Raw genomic sequence first — 23,810 nt, 5'->3', positions numbered from 1 at the left:
TCGAGGCAGCATGAGCGAGCCGGTGATGGAGTACGCCGAGGCGCTGACCAAGTTCGATCCGGTGATGGGGCTCGAGGTGCACGTCGAGCTGAACACCGCCTCGAAGATGTTCTGCGGCTGCTCGACGGCGTTCGGCGCCGAGCCGAACACCCAGACCTGCCCGGTCTGCCTGGGCCTGCCCGGGTCGATGCCGGTGGTCAACGGCGCCGCCGTGGAGTCGGCGATCCGGATCGGGCTGGCGCTCCACTGCGAGATCGCCGACTGGTGCCGCTTCGCCCGCAAGAACTACTTCTATCCGGACATGCCGAAGAACTACCAGATCAGCCAATACGACGAGCCGATCGCGTTCGACGGCTGGCTCGAGGTGGAGCTGGACGACGGCACGCCGTTCCGGATCGAGATCGAGCGGGCGCACATGGAGGAGGACACCGGAAAGTCCACCCACGTGGGCGGTGCAACCGGCCGGATCCACGGCGCCGACCACTCGCTGCTCGACTACAACCGCTGCGGCGTACCGCTGATCGAGGTGGTCACCCGCCCGATCACCGGCGCCGGGGAACGCGCCCCCGAGGTGGCCCGCGCCTACGTCGCCGCGCTGCGCGAGCTGATCAAGGCGCTCGGGGTGTCCGAGGCGCGGATGGAGCAGGGCAACCTGCGCTGCGACGCGAACCTGTCGCTGCGGCGTACGCCCACCGACGAGTTCGGCACCCGCAGCGAGACGAAGAACGTGAACTCACTGCGCTCGGTCGAGGGCGCGGTGCGCTACGAGATCACCCGGCAGGCGGCCCGGTTGAGTGCCGGCGACCGGGTGGTCCAGGAGACCCGGATGTGGCACGAGGACTCTCAGATCACCACCCCGGGCCGGTCCAAGGAGACCGCCGAGGACTACCGCTATTTCCCCGAGCCCGACCTGGTGCCGGTCGCCCCGAGCCGGGAGTGGGTGGAGCAGCTGCGCGCCACCCTGCCCGAGGCGCCGGGCGTACGCCGCAAGCGGCTGCAGGGCGAGTGGGGGTTCAGCGAGGCCGAGATGACCGACGTCGCCAACGCCGACGCGCTCGGGGTGCTGGAGCAGACCGTGCAGGCCGGGTGTACGCCGGCTGCGGCCCGCAAGTGGTGGCTGGGTGAACTCTCCCGCCGCGCCAACGAGGCCGGGATCGGCGTCGCCGAGCTGGCCATCACCCCGGCCCAGGTCGCCGCGGTGCAGGCGCTGGTGGACGACGGCACCGTCAACGACAAGCTGGCCCGGCAGGTGATCGACGGGGTGCTCGCCGGCGAGGGCGAACCCGCCGACGTGGTCGCCGGTCGCGGGCTGGCCGTGGTCTCCGACGAGAGGGCGCTGTCGGCCGCGGTGGACGAGGCGATCGCCGCCAACCCGGGGGTGGCCGACAAGATCCGCGCCGGCAAGGTGCAGGCCGCCGGGGCGCTGATCGGCGCGGTGATGAAGCAGATGAAGGGTCAGGCCGACGCCGCCCGGGTGCGTGAGTTGATCCTGGAGAAGTTGTCCTGACATGTCGGGTCAGCACGGCCCGTGGCCGGGGGCCGGTGGCGAGGAGGAGGCGGACCGGACGACGTTGCGCCCCGGTCCGCCGCGGCCCGACGAGGTCGGCCGCTGGAGCGGACCGGCCGTCAACCGCAGCCGGCTGACCGACGAGAGCCTGTGGGAACGGGTCCCGGCGCCGGGACAACCGGCCCAGCCTGCGCAGTCGCGACCGCTGCGAGAGCCGAGGCCCCCGGGGGACACCGGCGCCCGGCAGCCGGGGAGGGACCGGCAGCAGGCCCGATCCGGGAGCAGCGCGACCGGTGGGCGGGAGCGGACTCGCGCCAGTTCGGCGCAGATCGGGCTGATCCAGCTGATGGTCCTGGTGCTGGTCGCCGGAGTGGTCGGACTGGTGTCGTTGGGCACCCGCCCGAAGGCCGGACCGCCCGACACCGGCCGGGTGGCGCCGCGGAAGGCGGCCGCCCAGTTTGCGAAGCCCGTCGAACAGGCCCAGCTGCCCGCACTGAGCGGGGGGCTGCGCCGCGATCCGGCCAGGGACGAGCCGGAGCATCCGTTCGGCTACGTCGACCGGGCGCACTACCAGCCCGGTCCCGAACCGACCGGCCCGCTGTTCGCCGCCATCATGACCTCGCCGGTGTCCTCGTTGAACGAACTGGACGCGCACTCCGGATGGGCCAACCGCAACCGCTTCGGCGCGGTGAGCTGCGGGCGTGCGGACTCCCGGGTGGAGTGCGCCACGTTGCTGCGCGGCGGGCTGCTGGTGGTGGTGGCGGCCGATCCGCAGGCCGACATGGGCCGGGTGGCGGCCGCCACCTCCGGGATCTATCGCGATCTGCCCGGCTGAGCCGGGCCGTCCGGCGAACCGACTGGGCTCCTATTTTCTCAAGCCCGGTTCAGATCCCCAGGTCTGAATCCGACAGCTTCTGCACGCTGGCCTCATCCCCGACGGCGCGTACCTGCGACTGCGGACCGCGACCATAGGCGTACAACATCAACTCCGAGGGCTGGCCGACCAGGGTGACGATCTCGCTGCCGGGCATCACCCGGATCGTCTCGGCACCCGCGTCCCCGGCCGGCGCGCCCTCGACCGCGGCGCGCTCCAGCACCACGCCGACCGACACCCGGCGGAACAGGGCGCGGCCCATCAGCTTCATCCGCCGCCACATCCAGTCCTCGACCTCGGCGCTCAGGGAGCGGGGCGCCGGCAGCGTCTCACCGGCGCGGCGCACGTCCTCGTGGTGCACGAAGTATTCGACCGTGTTCGCCTCCTCGTCGACACCGGGAAAGGCGAACACCGAGAGGCGGGCCGGGCCGCGACGGATCCGGTCGACCAGCTCGGCATAGGGCCAGCGGGCCTTGGACTCGGCCATCCGCCGCTCGGTCAGCCCGGCCAGCGGCTTGGCGACGATACCGGGGGCACCCAGCGGATCGGTCTCGCGGATCCACAGGTGGGCGGCCAGGTCGTGCGTGGTCCAGTCACCGCACAGGGTCGGGGCGTCGGGGCCCACCTGGTCGAGCAGGTCGCAGAGCTCGGCACGTTCTGACTTCGCAAAGTTCACCCCCCGAGCCTAGACGACCTGGACGGTTCGGGCCGAAGCGGCCAATGGGGGAGAATGGCCGGCGTGAGTTCTGCCGATACCCGATCCCCGCTCGCGCCCGAGGTGGCCGCGCTGCTGCGGCGTACGCCCGACGGGCTGGTCCCCGCCGTGGTCCAGGACGCCACCAGCGGACAGGTGCTGATGATGGCGTGGATGGACGACACCGCCCTGCACGCCACCCTGACCACCGGCCGCGGCACCTACTTCTCCCGCAGCCGTCAGCAGTTGTGGGTGAAGGGGGAGACCTCCGGGCACGTGCAGCGGGTCCGCGAGGTGCGCCTGGACTGCGACGGCGACACCCTGCTGGTGCGGGTCGACCAGACCGGTCCGGCCTGCCACACCGGGCTGGTCAGCTGCTTCGACAGCCACGTGTTGCTGGGGGAGTCGGCGTCGTGAGCGCGGAGCAGGAGACTTCGACAGGCTCAGTCACCATCACCCCGGATCTGGCCGGTTTCCGGGAGCTGGCGGCGGATCGGCGGGTGATCACGGTGGCCGCGCGGGTGGTGGCGGACGCCGACACCCCCGTCTCGCTGTACCACCGGCTGGCGGCCTCGCGCCGCGGCACCTTCCTGCTCGAATCGGTGGAGCACGGGGTGAGCTCGCGCTGGTCGTTCATCGGGGTCCGCGCCGCGGCCACGTTGACCAGCGACCAGGGGCGGTTGACCTGGCAGGGGAACGTACCGGTCGGGCTGCCGGGCGCCGAGGGGGGCTCCGAGGCGTACGCCGACGACCCGCTCGCCGCCCTCGGTGAGTCGTTGCGGCTGCTGGTGCACGACAGCCCGCAGCCGGACCTGCCGCCGTTCACCTCCGGCTTCGTCGGCCACCTCGGCTATGACATCGTGAGGCGGCTGGAGAAGCTGCCGGTCGACACGGTGGATGACCTGCAGGTGCCCGAGCTGTCGATGATGCTGGTCACCGAGCTGGCGGCGATGGACCACCACACCGGTGAGGTGTGGCTGATGGCCAACGCGATCAACTTCGACGCCACCGACGAACGCGTCGACGAGGCGTACGCCGACGCCCGCGACCGGGTCCAGCGGATGGTGAGCGAGCTGACCCGGCCGCGGACCGCCCTGGCCCGGGTCGCCGACCTCGACGACGAGCCGCGGGAGGTGCGCCGGCAGCGCACCGACGAGGAGTACGAGCAGTCGGTGCGCGACGCGATCGCCGAGATCGAGGCCGGTGAGTGCTTCCAGATCGTGCCCTCGCAGCGGTTCGAGGTGCCCGATGCGCCCGACGCGTTCGAGGTCTATCGGCGGCTGCGGCTGCTGAATCCGAGTCCCTACCTCTACCTGCTGCGGATGGGGGAGTTCGACATCGTCGGCTCCTCGCCCGAGGCGCTGGTGACGGTGCGCGGCGGCAACGCGATCACCCGCCCGATCGCCGGCACCCGACCGCGCGGGGCCACCCCCGCCGAGGACGTCGCGCTGGAGGCCGAGCTGCTGGCCGATGAGAAGGAGCGCGCCGAGCACCTGATGCTGGTCGACCTGGGCCGCAATGACCTCGGCCGGGTCTGCCGGCCGGGCACCGTCGAGGTGGTCGAGTTCATGCAGGTACGCCGGTTCAGCCACGTGATGCACCTGGCGGCCGCGGTCACCGGGGAGCTGGCGCAGGGGCGTACCGCCCTGGAGGCGACGCTGGCCTGCTTCCCCGCGGGCACGCTGTCGGGGGCGCCGAAGGTGCGGGCGATGGAGATCATCGAACGGCTGGAGCCGAATCGGCGCGGGATCTATGGCGGGGTGGTCGGCTGGTTCGACTTCAACGGCGACTCCGACACCGCGATCGCGATCCGCACCGCGCTGATCACCCGCGGGACGGCCTATGTCCAGGCAGGTGGTGGGGTGGTCGCGGATTCAGTTCCTGGGTTGGAGAATACCGAGTCGAAGAACAAGGCGGCCGCGGTGCTGCGCGCGATCGCCTCGGCGGGGGCGCTGCGGGCCCTGGACGCCGATGGCTGAGTCGCCGCGGGCGGGGTCGGCTGGTCGGCGGACTCGGGCGTACGCCCTGGGCGGGCTGGCTCTCGGGTCCTTGCTCGGGCTGGTGTTGTCGAGCGTGCCCTGGCAGGCGGCGGGGGAGTTCCGGGTCAGCGGGAACGAGTACACCGGATCGCTGGCGGTGGTGCTGGCCGCGGTGGTCGCCGCCGGAACCCTGCTGGCGTTGCTGTTGCGGCCGGTGGGGCGGCGGATCCTGGCCGTGCCGCTGGCGCTGGCCGGGATCGGCATGCTGCTCACCGGGTTGCCGGTGGTCGGCCGCGGGCCGACGCGGCGCGAGTTGGCGGAGGGGACCTTCGTCGTCGGTGGGGAAACCGCCGCCCCGTGGGCGTACGCCGTCTGTGGGCTGATCGTGCTGGCGGCCGCGCTGCTGATGCTTCTGCGGGCGCAGACCTGGCCGCGGCCGGCCGACCGGTTCGATCGGCAGCGGGTGGCCGCCGAGACCACCGCCGACGACGACCCGAACGAGGTGTGGAAGGCGCTCGACGCCGGACACGACCCGACCGTTGACGATCCCGCCGAGCCTCCGTCGGCCGGTCCGGATGACAGGCCGGGTCCTGATCGGCGAGAATGACTGCGAGCCGAGCCTGAATCCGCACGACCTGAATCTGCACGAATGAAAGAGGACAGATGAGCCGCCGACGTACCACCGTGAAGCACGTCCACCACGGCAAGACCCCTGCCGCCTGGGCCGGGGCGATGATCGCGCTGGTCGGTTTCCTGGTGGCGACCGTCGGGTTCCTGGTCGGTCCGGGTGGATTCCCGTCGATCAATATCCCGATCAGCGTCGCCGGTGGCGTGATCATGCTCGCCGCCCCGATCGTCGGCGGCATCATGAACCGGGTCGGGCTCGGGCAGGACTGATGTCGGTCCTCGACGACATCATCGTCGGGGTACGCGAGGACCTGGCCGAGCGCGCGGCGCGGATCTCCGCGGAGCACCTGGCCGGCCAGTTGGCGTACGCCCCGCAACCACTGGACCCGATGCCGGCGTTCGCCGCCGCGGGGGTGAGCGTGATCGCCGAGGTCAAGCGGGCCAGCCCCAGTAAGGGCGACCTGGCGCAGATCACCGACCCGGCCGGGCTGGCCGCCGACTATGCCGAGGGTGGTGCGGCCGCGATCTCGGTGCTCACCGAGGCGCGACGGTTCCGCGGTTCGCTGGACGACCTGGTCGCCGTGCGCTCGCGGGTCGACGTACCGGTGCTGCGCAAGGATTTCGTGGTCACCGACTATCAGCTGCTCGAGGGACGGGTGGCCGGTGCCGACCTGGCGCTGCTGATCGTCGCCGCGCTGGATGACGCCCAGTTGCGTGACCTGCACCAGAGTGCCGTGGAGCTCGGGCTGACTCCGTTGGTCGAGGTGCACGACGAGGCCGAGATCGACCGCGCGCTGGCCGGCGGCGCGCGGCTGGTCGGGGTGAACAACCGCAACCTGAAGACCTTGGCGGTCGACCCCGGTACCTTCGCCCGGTTGGCGCCGCGGGTGCCCGCGGGGGTGCTGAAGGTCGCCGAGTCGGGGATCCGCGGGCCGGAGGATGTCGCCGCTGCCCGTGCCGCGGGTGCGGACGTGGTGCTGGTCGGCGAGGCGCTGGTCACCGGGGGCGACCCTGTCGAGGCCGTACGCCGGATGATTGCTGCCGGGGCCTGAGGCCCGGTCAGGCGCGTTTGATCAGGCGCGGCCGTCGAGCAGTGAGATCAGCCTCGCCGCGCGGGAGTTGTCGCCCAGGGCGGAGCCGATCGCGGCCAGGTCCGGGGCGCTGGTGCGGTTCGGCGCTGGTGCGGTTCATGGGTCCATTGAAACGCAGGCTCTGTCCGGCGTACGCCGAACGATGGGGCGGGATTTCCGCCAAAGAGATGGGGGGAGTTCGCGCGGGGATGGGTGCTCGGGGCTGGGCATGACAACTGACAAAGTGCTAGCGTTAAAGTGATCTAGAACAGTTGGCGCGACGGTGAAGCGGGAGGTGGGATGAGCGGGCAGCCGAAGTACCGGGTGATCGCGGACGCGTTGCGGGCCGAGATCGAGTCCGGTGCGCTCGCGCCCGGTGACGCGCTGCCCTCCCAGCGCGAGTTGGCCGAACGGCACCGGGTGACCGTGATGACGGTGCGGCAGGCGCTGGCCCGGCTGGCCGAGGCGGGGCTGGTGGTGAGCGAGCACGGCCGCGGCACGTTCGTCACGCCGCGCAGCGTCGAGCTGTCGCTGGGCCCGCTGACCAGTCTCGCCGACCAGGCCGCCGCCACCGGGCGTACCCTCACCACCACCGTCATCGACCACAGTCCGACCGCCGAGGGGCACCGGATCGTCCGGCTGCGCCGCCTCGACGGGCAGCCGTTCGCGCTGCAGACCTCGCTGCTGGCGCCCGGCGTCGAGATCGCGGTGGAGCGGCTCGGCGACGAGTCGTTGTACGCCGCCCTGGCCGACGCCGGCCGCGCGGTGACCGATGCCACCGAGACCGTCCGCGCGGTGGTCCTCGACCGCGAGGACGCCGACCTGCTCGGCCGGGCCCCGCACAGCCCGGCCCTGCTCAGCGTCCGCGAGTCGCGCACCACCGACGGCCGAGTCGTGCTCACCGACCGGGCCCTGATCCCCGGCGCGGTGATCACCGTCGAACGCGCCCGCCTGCATCCACATCCCGAGCCGCACCACCAGGAGGAGTCATGACCCAGCCCCGCACGCTGCCCGACGCCACCGGACACTACGACCGCTTCGGCGGCAAGTTCGTGCCCGAGGCGCTGCACGCCGCGCTCGCCCAGCTCGAACGGGCGTACGCCGACGCCCAGGCCGACGCGGCCTTCGCCGAAGAGCTGACCGGCCTGCACCGCGACTACGTCGGCCGGCCGAGCCCGGTCACCGAGGCGAGCCGATTCTCCGCCCACGCAGGAAACGCGCGGATCCTGCTGAAGCGCGAGGACCTCAACCACACCGGCTCGCACAAGATCAACAACGTGCTGGGCCAGGCGCTGCTCACCCGCCGGATGGGCAAGACGCGGCTGATCGCCGAGACCGGCGCCGGGCAGCACGGGGTCGCCACCGCCACCGCGGCGGCCCTGTTCGGGATGGAGTGCCGGGTCTACATGGGCAAGGTGGACACCGACCGGCAGGCGCTCAACGTGGCGCGGATGCAGCTGCTCGGTGCCGAGGTGGTCGCCGTCGAGTCGGGTTCGAAGACGCTGAAGGACGCGATGAACGAGGCGTTGCGCGACTGGGTCGCCAGCGTCGACAACACCCACTATCTGATCGGGTCGGTCGGCGGGCCGCACCCGTTCCCGATGATCGTGCGCGACTTCCAGCGGATCATCTCCACCGAGGCCCGCGCCCAGGTGCTCGAGCGACACGGCCGGTTGCCCGATGCGGTGGTCGCCTGCGTCGGCGGCGGGTCGAACGCGATGGGGCTGTTCGCCGACTTCATCGCCGATGAGCAGGTGCGGCTGTTCGGCTTCGAGGCCGGCGGGGACGGCCTGGAGACCGGCCGGCACGCCGCCACCATCTCCGAGGGGCGGACCGGGGTGCTGCACGGGATGCGCACCTTCGTGCTGATGGATGAGGACGGGCAGACCAAGGAGTCGCACTCGATCTCGGCCGGACTGGACTATCCCGGGGTCGGGCCGGAGCACGCCTGGCTGGCCGACACTGGACGCGCCAGCTATGAGCCGGTCACCGACGCCGAGGCGATGGAGGCATTGCGGCTGCTCACCCGCACCGAGGGGATCATGCCGGCGATCGAGTCCGCGCACGCCCTGGCCGGGGCGCTGCGGCTGGGTCGACGCTGGGCCGAGGAGCGGCCCGACGAGGAGCCGCTGATCCTGGTCAACCTGTCCGGGCGCGGCGACAAGGACGTGGAGACCGCGATCAAGTGGTTCGGGCTGGACGGCAGCGTGGACGCCACCACCGGCGGCGAGGCGCCGGACGCCGAGGCCGAGGGGTCGATGACCGGAAGCAAGGAGCTGTGATGAGCGAGTTCGATCTGGGGCGTACCGGACGGCTGTTCCGGGCCGCCGCCGACGAGGGCCGCAGGGCGCTGGTCGGGTTCCTGCCCGTCGGCTATCCCGATGTACCGGTGTCGCTGGCCGCGCTGGGCGAGCTGGCCCGCGCCTGCGACCTGGTGGAGATCGGCATGCCGTACTCGGATCCGGTGATGGACGGGCCGGTGAACCAGCGGGCGGGCACCTCGGCGCTGGCCCGCGGCGTACGCACCCGCGACTCCTTCGCCGCCGCCGAGGCCGTGGCCGCAGCAGGCGGGAACAGCGTGGTGATGACCTACTGGAACCTGATCGAGAACTACGGGGTGGACGCGTACGCCCGCGACCTGGCCAACGCCGGCGGGTCGGGGCTGGTCACCCCGGACCTGACCCCGGACGAGGCGCAGGAGTGGTTCGCTGCCTCCGAGGCGCACGGGCTGGACCGGATCTTCCTGGTCGCACCGAGCTCCAGCGATGAGCGGATCGCGAGCACGGTGGACGCCTGCCGCGGTTGGTTGTACGCCACCTCGGTGATGGGGGTGACCGGGGTGCGGGCGCAGTCGTCGGCGGCGGCGCCGGAGCTGGTCCGCCGGGTCCGGGAGCTGCGGCCGGAGGTACCGGTCGGGATCGGGCTCGGGGTGAGCAACGGCGCCCAGGCGCGCGAGATTGCCGAATATGCCGATGCGGTGATCGTTGGTTCGGCGCTCGTGCGCACCCTGATCGCCGCCGAGGATGCCGGTACGCCGGATGATCTGAGCGCGCTGCGGGAGCTGCTGGCCGACCTGGCCGCCGGGGTACGCGGCTGAGGTCCCGCACAATTCCGGTCTCTCGGTCCGACGCCGACGAGCGGACGCGGGGTAGCGGGGCCTCGAGTGAAATGATCAAGGAATTGTGCGGGGCTTCAACTCGCTGGCGCTCGCTCAGCCGGCGTGGGGGGTGGCTTCGACAGGCTCAGCCAGCGTGTTGGCGGCTCAGCCAGCGTGGGGTCAGCGGAGGAAGGCGGTGAGCTCGGTGAGGACCTGGGGGGTGCGGGCGTGCACCAGATCGTGGGGGGCGTCGGGCCAGAAGCGGACGGTGCCCCTCGGCAACAGCCTGGCCCGGGTCTCGGCGGCGCGGGCGTCGTGCACCGTGGAGGCGCCACCGAGCAGCACCAGGGTCGGGATCTGCAGCTCGCGCAGCGGACGCTCGGCCAGGGTGTCCCCGATCTGGGAGCCTTCGGTGTGCTCCACCAGCCCGGACAGAGCCAAGCGCCCGATCGCTCCGGTGACGGGGGCGCCGGCCCGCTGGTCCAGCCAGGCCGACCGCCAGCCCTGCGGGCTGTACCGGTTGGTGGCCACGAACTCCCGCACCCCGGCGGTCGACGGTGGATCCGCGAGCACCCGTTCCGGGTCGATCAGCACCAGGCCGGCGACCACACCGGGTCGACGAACCGCCAGGTTCACCGCGGCCCAACCGCCGGTACCGGCACCCGCCAGCACGAACTGTTTCGCCGGCAGCTGCCCGAGCACCTGGTACAACCAGTTGGCCGCGTCCGAGTCGTTGGACAGCGTCCGCGCCTGCAGGCTCAGCCCCGCATCGCCGAGCGTGTCCACCGCATAGACCGTCCGCTGCCGCACCAGCGCGCCGACCAGCGGAGCCCAGTCCGGGGTGGCCCGGCCCCGATCCGCGAGCAACACGATGGGCGGCAGTTGCGGATTGGCCCCGGCGAACCGGTAGGTCCGCACGATCCCCAGCTCGGTCCGCAGGTCGAGCGTGGCCGCCGGCGGGGGCAGGTCGCGCAGCGCCTCGGCGTACGCCGTCTGATAGCGGTCGTGGCCGGCGACGCTGCGGAAGTGGCCCACCGCGGTCCCCGGGCGGAGCCACCAGCCGAGCAGGACACCGAGCACCAGCACCAGCACCACCGGGAGCACTCGGCGGCGCGACCGTGCGGCACCGGTCGACCGACGAGCGGCCCCACCGCGCCCCGCAGCGCGACCCCGCGCCGAGCCACCCCGCGCCGAGCCACCCCGGGCGGGCGACGGCTTGCGGGCAGGGCGATCCGATCGCGCACTGCGCACGGCGACAGTCAATGCGGTGTCTCTTCTCGAGCGGCCGCCGGAGCGGGGGAAGTGGCTCGTAACGCGCTCATCCTACGGCCTCGGGACGCGGTACAGCCGCTAGCATGGCCGGGTGCAGCAGGCCCAATCCTCCGCGACTCCCCAGCGCAGCGTCTGGATGGCGGCCGCGGTGTTCCTGATCGCCACCGCGCTCTTCTCGATCCCGCTGTTCTGGATCCAGCAGCACTTCCGGATCGCCACCTGGGTGTTCAATCTCGGCAGCATCGCCCCGGTGCTCGGCGGTCTGGCCGCGCTGGCGCTGCGCCGCCCGCTCCGACTCCCGCTGCTGTGGCTGCCCGGCGGCGGCTTCGACGTGCAGGTGGTCCGCCGCACCATCGTGGGCATCGGGGCAGCGCTGGCGATCCTGCTGCTGGTGGTGCAGTTCTATGGCTTCTTCCGCTGGGGGCTCCGGCCGACCGAACTGTCCGAGCTGCCCCATCCGCTGGCGATGCCGGACGACACCGGCACGATCTTCGGCTTCGTCGCCCTCGGCCTGCTGGTCGGGGTCACCCTGGAGGAGTTCGGCTGGCGCACCATCCTGGAGCCGACGCTGAACCAGAAACTCGGCGTGCTCGCCACCGGTATCGCCGTCGGCGTGTGCTGGGGCCTGTGGCAGTGGCCGGTCTGGCAGTCGCTGATCGACCGCCAGGAGTCCAACCCGAGCCGGATGCAGGCGCTGCTCTATGCCGGCAGCCACATGGTGGTCGCGGTCGCGGTGTCGCTGATCCTGGTCATCATCCACCAGCGGATGCGCCGGGGTCGTTGGGCGTCGTCGGTGGCGTTCCGTGTCATCTTCGGGCTCGGCTTCTTCCTGATCCTGGACGAGGAATCCGGCCGCTGGCAGCCGATGTTCGCGATCGCCGCCTGCTCGGCGGGGGTTGCCGCGGTGGGCTACTTCTACCACTGGCGCGGGGAGCGGGTACGCCGAGTCAACGCCGAGCGCCGGCGACAGGCCGCCTCGGGCGTACCCTCGAAGAAGCCGAAGAAGTCCACCGCGGCCGCCGCGAAGAAGTAGCACCCGCCCGCCCGGGCGTGTCCTCCGTCTCATCCACCGCGCAGATTTCTCCGAATGCTGGACGGCTGAGTACCGTTTCCCTGCCACGCGGAGCAACCCATCCCCTCCGCCGGCGCTCAGCCACCCAGAAGGTCAGGAGTTCACCGTGACGAACGATTCCGTGGTCACCCGGCGATCCGTGCAACGCCCCGCCGAAGGGCTCTATGACCCGGCCTTCGAGCACGACGCCTGCGGGGTCGCGTTCGTCGCCCGACTGAGCGGGGAGGCGAGCCACACCATCGTCGAGCAGGGCCTGGAGGCGCTGCGCAACCTCGACCACCGCGGCGCCACCGGCGCCGACACCGCCGCCGGCGACGGCGCCGGAATCCTGGTTCAGGTGCCCGATGCGTTCCTGCGCGCGGTCTGCGAGTTCGAGCTGCCCGAGGCCCAGGCGTACGCCGTCGGGGCGGCTTTCCTGCCCCGTGAGGAGAGCGAGCGGCGGACCGCCGTCGCGGCGATCGAGAAGCTCGTCACGGCCGAAGGGCTGACCGTGCTCGGCTGGCGTGACATCCCCGCTGACGACAGCACGCTCAGCCCGGTCTCGCGGGAGGTGATGCCGCACTTCGCCCACCTGGTGGTGGCCGGCGCCGAGGGCCAGCGGGGGATCGAGCTGGACCGGTTGGCGTACGCCCTGCGGCGCCGCTGCGAGCACGAGGTCGGGGTCTATTTCCCGTCGCTGTCGGCGCGCACCCTGGTCTACAAGGGGATGCTGACCACCGACCAGCTGGAGGAGGTGTTCCCCGAGCTGCACGACGAGCGGCTGGCCTCGGCGCTGGCGCTGGTGCACTCGCGGTTCTCCACCAACACGTTCCCCAGCTGGGAGCTGGCGCACCCGTTCCGGATGATCGCGCACAACGGGGAGATCAACACCGTCAAGGGCAACCGGAACTGGATGCGGGCCCGCGAGGAGCTGCTCGCCTCCGACGTGATCGGCGGCAACCTGGAGCGGTTGTTCCCGATCTGCTCGCCGGACCACTCCGACTCGGCGTCCTTCGACGAGGTGCTCGAGCTGCTGCACCTGGGCGGGCGCTCGCTGCCGCACGCGGTGCTGATGATGATCCCCGAGGCGTGGGAGAACAACCCGGGGATGGACCCGAAGCAGCGCGACTTCTATCGGTTCCACTCCTGCCTGATGGAGCCGTGGGACGGCCCGGCCAGCGTGTGCTTCACCGACGGCAGCCTGATCGGTGCCGTGCTGGACCGCAACGGCCTGCGCCCGGGCCGGTTCTGGGTGACCGACGACGGGCTGGTGGTGCTCGCCTCCGAGGCCGGCGTGCTGCCCGAGATCGAGGCCCGCAACGTGGTGCAGAAGGGGCGGATGCAGCCGGGGCAGATGTTCCTGGCCGACCTCGAGCAGCACCGGATCATCCCCAACGACGAGATCAAGTCCGAGCTGGCCGCCGAGCACCCCTACGGGGAGTGGCTGGAGGCCGGGCTGATCGACCTGGACGACCTGCCCGCGCGTGAACACACCGTGCACGGGCACAACTCGGTGACCCGGCGCCAGCAGGTGTTCGGCTATACCGAGGAGGAGCTGCGGCTGCTGATCAGTCCGATGGCGAGCACCGGCGCCGAGCCGATCGGGTCGATGGGCACCGACACCCCGATCGCCGCGCTGAGCGAGCGGCCGCGGCTGCTGTTCGACTATTTCGCGCAGCTGTTCGCCCAGGTGACCAACCCGCCGCTGGACGCGATCCGCGAGGAACTGGTCACCTCCCTGGCCGGCACCATCGGTCAGGAGCAGAACCTGCTCGACCCCGGCCCGGCGTCCTGCCGACAGATCGTGATCGGTTTCCCGGTGCTCGACAACGACCAGCTGGCCAAGGTCGTCGCGCTCAACCGGCACGGCGACATGCCGGGCTTCCGGCCGCACATCGTGCGCGGGCTCTATCGCGTCGAGGACGGCGGGATGGGGCTGCGGCACGCCCTGGACCGGATCTGTGCCGAGGTCAGCCGGGCGATCAACGACGGCGCGCGCACGGTGATCCTGTCCGACCGGCACTCGACCGCCGAGCTGGCCCCGATCCCGTCGCTGCTGCTCACCTCCGCGGTGCACCACCACCTGGTCCGCACCAAGGCGCGCACCCGGGCGGCGCTGATCGTCGAGGCCGGTGACGTCCGCGAGGTGCACCACGTCGCCACCCTGATCGGGTTCGGCGCCTCGGCGGTCAACCCCTATCTGGCGTTCGAGTCGGCCGAGGACCTGGCCCGTGAAGAGGTCTATCTGGGCGTCGACCCCGAGGTCGCGGTGAAGAACCTGAAGAAGGCGCTCGGCAAGGGCGTGCTGAAGGTGATGTCCAAGATGGGCGTCTCCACCGTCGCCTCCTACACCGGGGCGCAGATCTTCGAGTGCCTGGGCCTGTCGAGTGAGGTGATCGATCAGTACTTCACCGGTACCGCCTCCAAGCTCGGCGGGATGGGGCTGGAGGAGATCGCCGCCGAGATCCGGATGCGGCACCAGAAGGCGTACCCCGCGGACGGGATTCCGCTGCCCTATCGCGAGCTCGAGGTGGGTGGTGAGTACCAGTGGCGCCGCGAGGGGGAGCCGCACCTGTTCGACCCCGAGACCGTGTTCCGGCTGCAGCACTCCACCCGTGCGGAGCGCTATGACGTGTTCAAGGCGTACACCCGCAGGGTCGACGACCAGTCGAAGCGGCTGATGACCCTGCGCGGGCTGCTGCAGTTCCGCAGCGACCGGCCCTCGATCCCGATCGAGGAGGTCGAGCCGGTTGAGGACATCGTGAAGCGGTTCTCCACCGGTGCCATGTCCTACGGCTCGATCAGCCAGGAGGCGCACGAGACGCTGGCGATCGCGATGAACATCCTCGGCGGCAAGTCCAACACCGGAGAGGGTGGCGAGGACGCCGAGCGGTTGTACGATCCGCGGCGTCGCTCGGCGATCAAGCAGGTCGCCTCGGGCCGGTTCGGGGTGACCTCGGACTATCTGACCAACGCCGACGACATCCAGATCAAGATGGCCCAGGGCGCCAAGCCCGGCGAGGGCGGTCAGCTGCCCGGCAACAAGGTCTATCCGTGGGTGGCGAAGACCCGGCACAGTACGCCCGGGGTGGGCCTGATCTCCCCGCCGCCGCACCACGACATCTATTCGATCGAGGACCTCAAGCAGCTGATCCACGACCTCAAGTGCGCCAACCCGAGCGCGCGGGTGCACGTGAAGCTGGTCGCCGAGGTCGGCGTCGGCACCGTCGCCGCGGGGGTGTCGAAGGCGAAGGCCGACGTGGTGCTGATCTCCGGCCACGACGGCGGCACCGGTGCGGCGCCGCTCACCTCGCTCAAGCACGCCGGCGGACCCTGGGAGCTCGGCCTGGCCGAGGCCCAGCAGACGCTGATCGTGAACGGGCTGCGGGACCGGATCGTGGTGCAGGTCGACGGGCAGCTGAAGACCGGCCGGGACGTGGTGATCGGCGCCCTGCTGGGGGCCGAGGAATACGGGTTCGCGACCGCCCCGCTGGTGGTCTCGGGGTGTGTGATGATGCGCGTCTGCCACCTGGACACCTGCCCGGTCGGCGTGGCCACCCAGAACCCGGAGCTGCGCAAGCGGTTCTCCGGAAAGCCCGAGTTCGTGGTCAACTTCTTCCGGTTCGTCGCCCAGGAGGTGCGCGAATACCTGGCCGAGCTGGGATTCCGCAGCCTGGACGAGGCGATCGGTCGGATCGACATGCTGGAGACCGCCAGCGCCGAGGCGTACTGGAAGGCGCACGGGCTCGACCTGGCCCCGGTGCTGCACCGGCCGAGCGGTCGTTTCGCGGAGTCCTCGCCGCTGCGCAACACGATCACCCAGGACCACGGGCTGGACGACTCGCTGGACCGGCGGGTGCTGATCCCCCTGGCGAAGGCGGCGCTGGAGCGTGGGGAGCGGGTCACCGGGGAGACCGAGGTGCGCAACATCCACCGCACCGTCGGCACCATCCTCGGCCACGAGGTGACCCGGGCGACCCGCGGTGAGGGGTACGCCGACGACACGATCGACCTGACCCTGACCGGATCCGGTGGGCAGTCGTTCGGCGCGTTCCTGCCGCGCGGGGTGACCCTGCGGCTGATCGGCGACTCCAACGACTATGTCGGCAAGGGACTGTCCGGTGGTCGGATCGTGGTCCGCCCGCCGGAGGACGCCGCTTTCGAGCCGCACGAGCAGATCATCGCCGGCAACGTGATCGGCTACGGCGCGACCAGCGGGGAGATCCTGCTCCGCGGCCGGGTCGGGGAGCGGTTCTGCGTCCGCAACTCCGGGGCCACCGCGGTGGTCGAGGGCGTCGGGGACCACGGCTGTGAATACATGACCGGTGGGCTGGTGCTGGTGCTCGGTGGTACCGGGCGGAACTTCGCCGCCGGCATGTCGGGCGGGGTGGCGTTCGTGCACGAGCTGCGCGAGGAGAACCTGAACCGGGAGATGGTCGACACCCTCGCCCCGGACGCCGAGGACGTCGAGCGGCTGGCGGAGCTGTTGCGCCGTCATCACGAGCAGACCGGTTCGAAGATCGCCAAGCGGCTGCTCGAGGGCGACATCGCCGCCGCGTTCACCAAGGTGCTCCCCAGGGAGTACGCCCGGGTGATGGCCGCCCGCAGGGCCGCGGTCGCCGAGGGGCTGGACGACGACGCCGCGGCCCGCCGGATGATGGAGGCGGTCCATGCCTGACACGAACACCCACAAGGAGACCTGCCATGGCTGACCCCCGCGGATTCCTCAAGCACGACCGGGAGGTGGCGGCCCGCCGCCCGATCGACGAGCGCATCAACGACTGGCAGGAGGTCTATCCGGGCGGACCGGGCAAGGCGCTGCTGCCGATCATCTCCAACCAGGCCAGCCGCTGCATGGACTGCGGCATCCCGTTCTGCCATCAGGGCTGCCCGCTGGGCAACCTGATCCCCGAGTGGAACGATTTGGTGTATCGCAACGACTGGAACGTGGCGTTGGACCGGCTGCACGCCACCAACAACTTCCCCGAGTTCACCGGGCGGTTGTGCCCGGCGCCGTGCGAGACCGCCTGCGTGGTCGGCATCAACCAGCCGCCGGTGACGATCAAGAACGTCGAGGTGGCGATCGCCGACCGCGGCTGGGACAACCGCAGCGTCAAGCCGCAGCTGCCCGAGTGGCACACCAACAACACGGTCGCGGTGATCGGCTCCGGCCCGGCCGGGCTGGCCGCCGCCCAGCAGCTCACCCGCGAGGGGCACACCGTCGCCGTCTACGAGCGGGCCGACGCCCCCGGCGGCCTGCTGCGCTACGGCATCCCCGAGTTCAAGATGGAGAAGGCGGTGCTGGATCGTCGGCTGCGTCAGATGCGCAACGAGGGCACCATCTTCCGCAACAACGTCAACGTCGGCGTCGACATCACCGGTGACGAGTTGATGAAGCGCTACGACGCGGTGGTGATCGCCACCGGCTCGACCGTGGCCCGCGACCTGCCGATCCCCGGTCGCCAGCTCGGCGGCATCCACCAGGCGATGGAGTTCCTGCCGCAGGCCAACCGGGTCGCGCTCGGCGAGGAGGTGCCGGACCAGATCGTCGCCACCGACAAGGACGTGGTGATCATCGGCGGCGGCGACACCGGTGCAGACTGCTTGGGCACCTCGCTGCGCCAGCACGCCCGCTCAATCACCCAGCTGGAGATCATGCCGCGTCCCACCGAGGACCGCCCGGACAACCAGCCCTGGCCCACCTATCCGATGATCTATCGGGTCTCCTCGGCGCACGAGGAGGGTGGCGAGCGGGTGTACGCCGTCTCCACCTCCGAGTTCGTCGGCGACGAGGACGGCAACGTCCGCGCGCTGCGGCTCAGCGAGGTCGAGATGGTGGACGGGAAGTTCACCCCGGTCGAGGGGACCGAGCGGGAGCTGCCGGCGCAGCTGGTGCTGCTGGCGATGGGGTTCACCGGCCCCGAGCGCGACGGTCTGGTCGAGGAGTTCGGGCTGGAGCTCGATGCCCGCGGGAACATCGCCCGGACCGAGCACTACGAGACCTCCACCCCCGGCGTGTTCGTCTGCGGGGACGCCGGTCGCGGTCAGTCGTTGATCGTCTGGGCGATCGCCGAGGGGCGCTCCTGCGCCGCCGGAGTGGACTGGTACCTGACCGGGGACACCAAGCTGCCCAAGCCGATCCTGCCGACGGAGCGTTCGCTGGTCGTCTGAGGCGTACGCCGGGTGGCCACAGGGCCGCGCGCGGTCCGGCGTGGTGGCGACCCCGGCTGGCGGTAGCGTGTCGCCGACCAACTGGAGGTCCAATGAGCGGCTACGAACCCCGCGGCTGGCCCGAGGGCGGCGGCCAGCAGGGCAACCATAACTGGGGTACGCCCGCGGGCGGGCCGCCCACCGACGCGTTCGGCTATCCGTTGGGCGGGCAGGGGCCGAGCGGGCCCGACCCCTGGGGTCACCCGGGTCCCGGGCCGCAGCCCGATCCCTGGGGCGGCCACCCGGGTCAGCCCCAGCAACCGCAACCCCAGCAACCGCAACCCCAGCAACCGGAACCGGAACAGCAGATCCGGTCGACGGCGGTCGGTTCCTCGGACCGGCAGGCCCGGATCGAGCGGCGCAACCGGCGCCGAGCCCTGCGCCTCGAGCATGACCGCGAGCTGCGCGAGGCGCCGCGGCCGGCCCGTACCGCGATCACGGCGTGGTTGTGCGGGGTGCTGTTCGCCGGCCTGATCTTCCTGATGCTGCAGCAGGGCGGCGGCCCGGTGAACCCGCAGCCGGGACAGGACCTCACCGTGAGCGTGCTCGGGACGGGGCTCGCCGTGGCGATCGGCGTGTCGGGAGCGGTGATGATCTGGCGCTGGCGGCAGCGGCATCCACCGCAGACCGTGATCTATCAGCGCCAGATCCTCAGCACCGGTCAGGGCACCTCGAGTTGGGATCCGCGCGGCACCTGGGTGGCCACCGACCCCCTGCTCGGGGTGGCGCTGCTGTTCGGCTCCCTCCCGGTGGGCGTCTTCGCCCTGCCCTACTACACGATCGCCGGCCTGCTCTCGCCGATCACCGCCGTCCGCCGGCTGCGTCGGCACTATCGCGAGCGGAAGGCGATCTGAGATGTGGCCGATCTGTCGATCCGCGGTGGCCGTGCTCGCCACGACCGTCGCCGCAGCGTTCGCCAGCGCCTGGGAGTTGCGCGCCGACAACACGCTGGTGGCCACCGAGGGTGGCCGTAACGGCCTCGGCTGGCTGACCGCGCCCGGCCAGTCGCTGGGGATGCCGTTGCTGGCGCTGTTCGTGCTGGCACTGCTGACCACCCGCGCCTCGTGGATCGGCGGCTTCGCGCTGCCGTTGGTGCAGGCCGCGGCCAGCTATCACCTGGTGGCCGTGGCGGTGCCCGGCGCGGTCCCGGTCATCGTCGGGGTCTGCGTGATGAGCCTGGCGGCGTATGCCCTGTGGCTGGTCCGGACCTGGATCGACTGGCCGTTCCCGACCGTCCCGGCCCTCTATGCCCAGGTGCCGATGGCCGTGGCGGCGGCGTTGCTGGTGGTGCTGTTCGCGCCCACCGGCCCGGGGGCCGCCCCCGGCGTACTCCTGCACACGATGGTCCCGCTGCTGCTGGCCGGGGCGGCGATCGCCGTCACCGTGATCCGGGTCGCCGTCGGCGCGCAGCGGGAACTGATGCGGCTCGAGGCGGCCATCGGAATCCTCGTCCCGCTGCTGGTCAGCTGGTCGGTGTGGAGTCAGGCGGGGCAACGGCACCTGGTCCTCTATGCGTTCCTGCTGGCGCTCGTCAGCGCCGCGCTCCACCTGGCCTATGTCGGTCCGCGCCGGTTGGTGCAGTGGGCGGTGCGCGAGTCCCAGCGACCCTGGCCGCGCTTCCTCTGATCGCTCAGCAGCGTCCGGCCGGCAGCAGGTCCGGATGCTCGCGCAGCCACTGACCCAGCCGGGTCAGCATCCGCGAGCCGTCGGCGTACGCCCCGGACGCCGGCTCGGCGGCCATCGCGACCGCCACCCGTCCGCGCGGGGTGTCGATCACCGCCATCTGGCGGACCAGATAACCACCGCGTACGCCCGGCCCCCAGCCGCCCTTGAGGTGCGCCCCGGGCAGCCCGGCCACCCCCCACGCCTGGTTGGAGTCGGTACGCCCCATCAGGGCGTACACCTGTGCCGCCTCGGGTCGGCAGGGCAACCGGGCCGCGAACTCGGCCTGCTCGGCGAGCGACCACTCGGTCTGGCCGAAGGCGGTGAATCCGGGCCGGGTGACCTGGGACTGCACCTGCACCCGGCCACCACCGAGGTCGCTGATCACCCGCCCGGTCGCGGCGGCGGCCTCGGTCGGCGTACCCAGGCTCGCCCACAGCTGTTCGGCGGCGGCGTTGTCGGAGGCGGTGATGGCGCGCTGGATGGCCGCGGTGTGCGCGCCGGGGGACCGGTTCGTCACCGCGATCGCCAGCGGCACCTTGCTGGTCGACCAGGCGACCCCGGAGGCGACCTCGCCGACCGCGACCCCGCCACCGGACCCGACCGGGGCGACGGCCAGCCCGACCCGGCCGGACTGGGTGGCGCTGAACCCGGCGAACTCGGTCCGCAGCCGCTGGGCGTCCGCCGAGGGGGACGCGGGCAGGGGGCTGGCCGGGCCCAGCGTGACGGGCCCGTGCGGGGTGGGCGCCTGCGCGGTGGGGCCCGGTGAGGAGGGCCGGTTGCTCACGGTCGGGCTACCGGTACCGGCCGGCGCGGTCGGGCCGGGTTGCTGACCGGATTGCTGGCCGGCCGGGGGCGACGGTGCCGGAGCGGGGGCGCCGACCAGGGGTCCCAGAGAGGTGCATCCGCCGAGCAGCAGCAGTCCAGCCAGGGAGCCGGTCGCGCGCACCCACCTCACAACAGATACACCAACGCATCGTTGCCTCCGGTGCAGACGATCAGCCCGGTTGCGACGCAGTTCATCGTGTAGCTGCTGCCGGTCACCGGGGAGGTGGCGACCACCGCGACGACCCCGTCGCGCCGTGGCTGCGCGCCGTACGCCTGCCGCACCTTTTCCGCGAACGGGCAGCTGGTCACCTTGTTCCCCGACGCGGAGCGGGCGACGCCGCCGTAGATCGGGCCGGCGGTGCACTCGCTGCTCCCCGGCGGGAACCCCGTCGGTGCCGTCGGAGGCGGCGGTGGCGGGGGCGGCGGGGGCGCGGTCGTCGAGGGTGGGGACGTGCTGGGCGCTGTGCTGGCGGACGGGCTGGGAGTCGGCGACGGCTGCTCTGCCGAAGGGGTGGCCGGTGCCGCGGCGGTCGGCACCGGGGTCGCCTGGGTCGTGGGCGCCGACTTCTGCCGGTACCACCACACCCCGCCGCCGGTCAGCACCCCGAGCAGCACCACGGCCAGGCCCAGGGCGACGAAGGTGCTCACGTTGCGCCGCCGCGGCGGCTGGCCTCCCGGCGGCTGGCCTCCCGGCGGCGAACCCCCGGGCGTCGGGGCTCCCGGCGGGCGCTGCCCGGGTTCCCCGAGCGGAACGGTGCCGGTCGGCTGCGGCATCGGCCGACTCGGCGGCCCGGGCGGCTGCCCCAGGCCCGGTGGCCACGCCCCGCCCTGGCCCGGCCCTGGACCCTGCCACGGGCCGGGCTGCGGTGGCTGGCCCGACCACCCCGGCTGATTTCCGCTCACACTGCGAGGGTAGAACCTATCCGCGTCGCGCGGTGCCTTTATCCGCCGCCCAAAACGGTCCCGAACCGAAATGGACGAAGAAATCCCGTCAACCACGGAACCGGTTCGCTGGCCCGATCCGTGTGAGACCGTGACACGAAATGTCGCCGCCGGAGGGGGGACGGGGTTGTCGGTCGACCGGGATGCCGAGTTCTCGGCGTTCGTACGCGAGCGCTCGCCGCGGCTGCTCGCGTTCGCGCGCGGACTCTGCGGCGACCCCGGCCTCGCCGAGGATCTCACCCAGGGGGCGCTGGAGAAGGCGTACCTGAAATGGTCGCGGGTGCGTTCGACCGACGACCCGACCAGCTACGTACGCCGGATCCTGGTCAACCTCTATCGGGACCGGCTGCGCCGCCGGCCCTGGCGGGAGCAGGCCACCGACTTCGACCCGGGCGGACCGGGCGGGGCGGCGGCGCGCCAACTGGTCGATGGGGACGGGTCAGCTGGCGTGGCCGACCGGGAGGCGATCCGGGTGGCGCTCGGCGAGCTGACTGCCCGGGAGCGGGCGGTCGTCGTGCTGCGGTTCCTGGAGGACTTCAGTGAGGCGGACACCGCGGCCGCGCTCGGGGTGAAGGTGGGCACGGTGAAGAGCGCCTGCGCGCGGGCGCTGGGCAAGCTGCGTGAGGCGCCCGAGGTGCAGGGTCTGCGGGAGGCGGGATGAGCATCGAAGGAGGCGGGATGGACGAGCAGGAGCGGTTGCGCGCGGCGCTGCACCGCATACACGGTGCCGACGCCGAACCCCTGGACCCCGGCGCGATCATGACCAACGCCCGACTCCGGCAGGCGCGCCACCGGGCCCGGGTCCTCGGCGTGACCGCCGTGCTCGCGCTGGTCGTGCTGGCCGGGGTGCTGCTGCCGCGCATCCTCCCGGGACAGCAGGCGAGCAGTACCGGCGGCAGCGCCGAAGCGGGGCCACAGGCGGCCGCCCCGGCCCGGACCTCCGGCCCGACACCGCAGTCCACGACTCCGGGCGCGGCTGCCACCCGCTCCGACGGGTCCGCGCAGGGGTCCGACCAGCTGCAGGTCCGTGGCGGGCAGTGGTGCCTGACCGGGCCGACCCCGAGGTGCCGGCCGCTGACCCAGACCCGCGTCGAGTTCGACCGCAGGGGCGTACGCATCGTCGCGGTGCTCGCCCCGGCAGGCACGACGAAGGTGGAACCGGTACGCCCCGGCGGGCCGGCTCCGACGGTGCTGCTCAGCACCGGCGAGGAGACCCGCCTGGTGGTGCTCCGCCCGGCCGCCACCCCCGAGCCGGTGCGGGCGATTGCCGCCGACGGCCGGGTGCTCGCCACCCTCGAGTGAGTCGGCGGGAGACTGTCAGCCATCGGGGGTAGTCTGGCGATCCGCCCGCCGGCGCCCCCGGTGGTTGCGCAGCAGGGACCGCATTCCGGTGGAGGTTGAACGCCCAGACATGGCTGACAAGAGTTCGTTCGTGCACCTGCACTGTCACTCGGAATATTCGATGTTGGATGGTGCGGCCCGGGTGGGGGACATGTTCTCCACGGCGGCGGAGATGGGGATGCCGGCGATCGCGATGACCGATCACGGCAACCTGTTCGGTGCCTACGAGTTCTACAAGAAGGCGCAGGGCTCGGGGGTGAAGCCGATCATCGGGCTGGAGGCCTACCTGACTCCGAAGACCCACCGCAGCGAACGCAAGCGGGTGAAGTTCGGCGACGGCACCGGTGATGATGTGGCGGCCTCTGGGGCGTACACCCACATGACGATGTGGGCGGAGAACAACGTCGGGATGCACAACCTGTTCCGGCTGTCCTCGTTGTCCTCGATCGAGGGGTTCTTCTACAAGCCGCGGGCCGACCGGGAGTTGTTGGAGCGGTACGCGGGTGGGTTGATGGCGACCACCGGCTGCCCGTCGGGTGAGGTGCAGACCTATCTGCGGTTGGGACAGTTCGACGAGGCGCTGAGGTCGGCGGCGGAGTTCCGCGACATCTTCGGGGCGGAGAACTATTTCGTCGAGTTGATGGATCACGGGCTGG

General features: G+C 71.8%; 22 protein-coding genes. 18 read left to right on the top strand and 4 right to left on the bottom strand.

The genetic code is table 11. From position 1 onward, the window contains the following. Positions 1-10: 10 nt before the first annotated feature. On the top strand, positions 11-1,507 hold the full coding sequence (gene gatB, locus CGZ93_RS12810; protein ID WP_094364555.1) for an Asp-tRNA(Asn)/Glu-tRNA(Gln) amidotransferase subunit GatB: 1,497 nt from the start codon (positions 11-13) through the stop codon (positions 1,505-1,507). Position 1,508: 1 nt separating this feature from the next. After that, a complete protein-coding gene (locus CGZ93_RS12805; RefSeq protein ID WP_094364554.1) occupies positions 1,509-2,342 on the top strand; it encodes a hypothetical protein in 834 nt (277 codons plus the stop codon). 49 nt (positions 2,343-2,391) lie between these two features. Here the strand turns inward: CGZ93_RS12805 and CGZ93_RS12800 are convergent, their stop codons facing one another. After that, a complete protein-coding gene (locus tag CGZ93_RS12800; RefSeq protein WP_094364553.1) occupies positions 2,392-3,057 on the bottom strand; it encodes a TIGR03085 family metal-binding protein in 666 nt (221 codons plus the stop codon). 63 nt (positions 3,058-3,120) lie between these two features. Between CGZ93_RS12800 and hisI the strand changes: the two genes are divergently transcribed. From hisI to trpA, 8 genes are all read left to right on the top strand, one after another. Continuing rightward, a complete protein-coding gene (gene hisI, locus CGZ93_RS12795) occupies positions 3,121-3,492 on the top strand; it encodes a phosphoribosyl-AMP cyclohydrolase (RefSeq protein WP_229117429.1) in 372 nt (123 codons plus the stop codon). Next, positions 3,489-5,054 carry an anthranilate synthase component I gene (locus CGZ93_RS12790; protein WP_094364551.1) on the top strand — a complete coding sequence of 522 codons (1,566 nt, stop codon included), beginning with the start codon at positions 3,489-3,491 and terminating at the stop codon, positions 5,052-5,054. Before hisI ends, CGZ93_RS12790 begins: the two co-directional genes overlap by 4 nt. Continuing rightward, positions 5,047-5,661 (top strand): Trp biosynthesis-associated membrane protein, encoded by a 615-nt coding sequence (locus tag CGZ93_RS12785; protein ID WP_094364550.1) that lies wholly within the window; start codon positions 5,047-5,049, stop codon positions 5,659-5,661. The genes CGZ93_RS12790 and CGZ93_RS12785 overlap by 8 nt, the downstream gene beginning before the upstream one ends. Before the next feature lie 56 nt (positions 5,662-5,717). Next, positions 5,718-5,951, top strand: a complete 234-nt coding sequence (locus tag CGZ93_RS12780; RefSeq protein WP_094364549.1) for an HGxxPAAW family protein — start codon at positions 5,718-5,720, stop codon at positions 5,949-5,951. Beyond that, positions 5,951-6,733, top strand: coding sequence for an indole-3-glycerol phosphate synthase TrpC (gene trpC, locus CGZ93_RS12775; protein ID WP_094364548.1), 783 nt, complete (start codon positions 5,951-5,953; stop codon positions 6,731-6,733). Before CGZ93_RS12780 ends, trpC begins: the two co-directional genes overlap by 1 nt. A 318-nt stretch (positions 6,734-7,051) precedes the next feature. Beyond that, positions 7,052-7,744: a GntR family transcriptional regulator gene (locus CGZ93_RS12770; protein WP_094364547.1), complete on the top strand. Its 693-nt coding sequence runs from the start codon at positions 7,052-7,054 to the stop codon at positions 7,742-7,744. After that, entirely contained in the window at positions 7,741-9,033 is a 1,293-nt protein-coding gene (trpB, locus tag CGZ93_RS12765; RefSeq protein WP_094364546.1) for a tryptophan synthase subunit beta, read from the top strand. Before CGZ93_RS12770 ends, trpB begins: the two co-directional genes overlap by 4 nt. Next, positions 9,033-9,848 carry a tryptophan synthase subunit alpha gene (trpA, locus tag CGZ93_RS12760; RefSeq protein ID WP_094364545.1) on the top strand — a complete coding sequence of 272 codons (816 nt, stop codon included), beginning with the start codon at positions 9,033-9,035 and terminating at the stop codon, positions 9,846-9,848. Before trpB ends, trpA begins: the two co-directional genes overlap by 1 nt. Before the next feature lie 180 nt (positions 9,849-10,028). On the opposite strand, the gene CGZ93_RS12755 is transcribed toward trpA, so the two are convergent. Then, the gene (locus CGZ93_RS12755; RefSeq protein ID WP_141211208.1) at positions 10,029-10,943 is read right to left on the bottom strand and encodes an alpha/beta fold hydrolase; all 915 of its coding nucleotides are present in this window, start codon (positions 10,941-10,943) and stop codon (positions 10,029-10,031) included. Between the two features lie 268 nt (positions 10,944-11,211). Here CGZ93_RS12755 and CGZ93_RS12750 point away from each other — a divergent pair, with 268 nt between their 5' ends. The 5 genes from CGZ93_RS12750 to CGZ93_RS12730 all read left to right on the top strand — a co-directional run bounded on the left by CGZ93_RS12750 (position 11,212) and on the right by CGZ93_RS12730 (position 20,007). Further along, positions 11,212-12,153 carry a hypothetical protein gene (locus CGZ93_RS12750; RefSeq protein WP_141211207.1) on the top strand — a complete coding sequence of 314 codons (942 nt, stop codon included), beginning with the start codon at positions 11,212-11,214 and terminating at the stop codon, positions 12,151-12,153. A gap of 145 nt (positions 12,154-12,298) precedes the next feature. Then, entirely contained in the window at positions 12,299-16,849 is a 4,551-nt protein-coding gene (gltB, locus tag CGZ93_RS12745; RefSeq protein ID WP_176451758.1) for a glutamate synthase large subunit, read from the top strand. Positions 16,850-16,875: 26 nt separating this feature from the next. Continuing rightward, entirely contained in the window at positions 16,876-18,342 is a 1,467-nt protein-coding gene (locus CGZ93_RS12740; protein ID WP_094364542.1) for a glutamate synthase subunit beta, read from the top strand. Between the two features lie 92 nt (positions 18,343-18,434). Further along, positions 18,435-19,235 carry a hypothetical protein gene (locus CGZ93_RS12735; protein ID WP_094364541.1) on the top strand — a complete coding sequence of 267 codons (801 nt, stop codon included), beginning with the start codon at positions 18,435-18,437 and terminating at the stop codon, positions 19,233-19,235. A gap of 1 nt (position 19,236) precedes the next feature. Next, positions 19,237-20,007, top strand: a complete 771-nt coding sequence (locus CGZ93_RS12730) for a hypothetical protein (protein ID WP_094364540.1) — start codon at positions 19,237-19,239, stop codon at positions 20,005-20,007. Positions 20,008-20,011: 4 nt separating this feature from the next. On the opposite strand, the gene CGZ93_RS12725 is transcribed toward CGZ93_RS12730, so the two are convergent. Further along, positions 20,012-21,001 carry a hypothetical protein gene (locus CGZ93_RS12725; RefSeq protein WP_229117428.1) on the bottom strand — a complete coding sequence of 330 codons (990 nt, stop codon included), beginning with the start codon at positions 20,999-21,001 and terminating at the stop codon, positions 20,012-20,014. Further along, positions 20,998-21,519, bottom strand: a complete 522-nt coding sequence (locus CGZ93_RS12720; RefSeq protein WP_094364539.1) for a hypothetical protein — start codon at positions 21,517-21,519, stop codon at positions 20,998-21,000. The genes CGZ93_RS12725 and CGZ93_RS12720 overlap by 4 nt, the downstream gene beginning before the upstream one ends. Positions 21,520-21,940: 421 nt before the next feature. On the opposite strand from CGZ93_RS12720, the gene CGZ93_RS12715 reads away from it, so the two are divergent. The 3 genes from CGZ93_RS12715 to CGZ93_RS12705 all read left to right on the top strand — a co-directional run. Then, the gene (locus tag CGZ93_RS12715) at positions 21,941-22,474 is read left to right on the top strand and encodes a SigE family RNA polymerase sigma factor (protein ID WP_229117427.1); all 534 of its coding nucleotides are present in this window, start codon (positions 21,941-21,943) and stop codon (positions 22,472-22,474) included. Then, on the top strand, positions 22,471-23,115 hold the full coding sequence (locus CGZ93_RS12710) for a hypothetical protein (RefSeq protein ID WP_141211206.1): 645 nt from the start codon (positions 22,471-22,473) through the stop codon (positions 23,113-23,115). The genes CGZ93_RS12715 and CGZ93_RS12710 overlap by 4 nt, the downstream gene beginning before the upstream one ends. A gap of 109 nt (positions 23,116-23,224) precedes the next feature. After that, the coding region (locus tag CGZ93_RS12705) for a PHP domain-containing protein (RefSeq protein WP_141211205.1) at positions 23,225-23,810 on the top strand (586 nt) is incomplete at its 3' end.

The sequence above is a fragment of the Enemella dayhoffiae genome (assembly GCF_002250625.1).
Classification (GTDB): Bacteria; Actinomycetota; Actinomycetes; order Propionibacteriales; family Propionibacteriaceae; genus Enemella; species Enemella dayhoffiae.
Note: the sequence above shows the minus strand (reverse complement) of the source record. Positions and strands in the feature narration are given on the sequence as shown.

Bases quoted from the DNA above. Each gene is read 5' to 3' on its own strand.
- gatB (WP_094364555.1), top strand. From the start codon at position 11: ATGAGCGAGCCGGTGATGGAGTACGCCGAGGCGCTGACCAAGTTCGAT.
- CGZ93_RS12805 (WP_094364554.1), top strand. From the start codon at position 1,509: ATGTCGGGTCAGCACGGCCCGTGGCCGGGGGCCGGTGGCGAGGAGGAG.
- CGZ93_RS12785 (WP_094364550.1), top strand. From the start codon at position 5,047: ATGGCTGAGTCGCCGCGGGCGGGGTCGGCTGGTCGGCGGACTCGGGCG.
- CGZ93_RS12780 (WP_094364549.1), top strand. From the start codon at position 5,718: ATGAGCCGCCGACGTACCACCGTGAAGCACGTCCACCACGGCAAGACC.
- trpC (WP_094364548.1), top strand. From the start codon at position 5,951: ATGTCGGTCCTCGACGACATCATCGTCGGGGTACGCGAGGACCTGGCC.
- CGZ93_RS12770 (WP_094364547.1), top strand. From the start codon at position 7,052: ATGAGCGGGCAGCCGAAGTACCGGGTGATCGCGGACGCGTTGCGGGCC.
- trpB (WP_094364546.1), top strand. From the start codon at position 7,741: ATGACCCAGCCCCGCACGCTGCCCGACGCCACCGGACACTACGACCGC.
- trpA (WP_094364545.1), top strand. From the start codon at position 9,033: ATGAGCGAGTTCGATCTGGGGCGTACCGGACGGCTGTTCCGGGCCGCC.
- CGZ93_RS12740 (WP_094364542.1), top strand. From the start codon at position 16,876: ATGGCTGACCCCCGCGGATTCCTCAAGCACGACCGGGAGGTGGCGGCC.
- CGZ93_RS12735 (WP_094364541.1), top strand. From the start codon at position 18,435: ATGAGCGGCTACGAACCCCGCGGCTGGCCCGAGGGCGGCGGCCAGCAG.
- CGZ93_RS12730 (WP_094364540.1), top strand. From the start codon at position 19,237: ATGTGGCCGATCTGTCGATCCGCGGTGGCCGTGCTCGCCACGACCGTC.
- CGZ93_RS12710 (WP_141211206.1), top strand. From the start codon at position 22,471: ATGAGCATCGAAGGAGGCGGGATGGACGAGCAGGAGCGGTTGCGCGCG.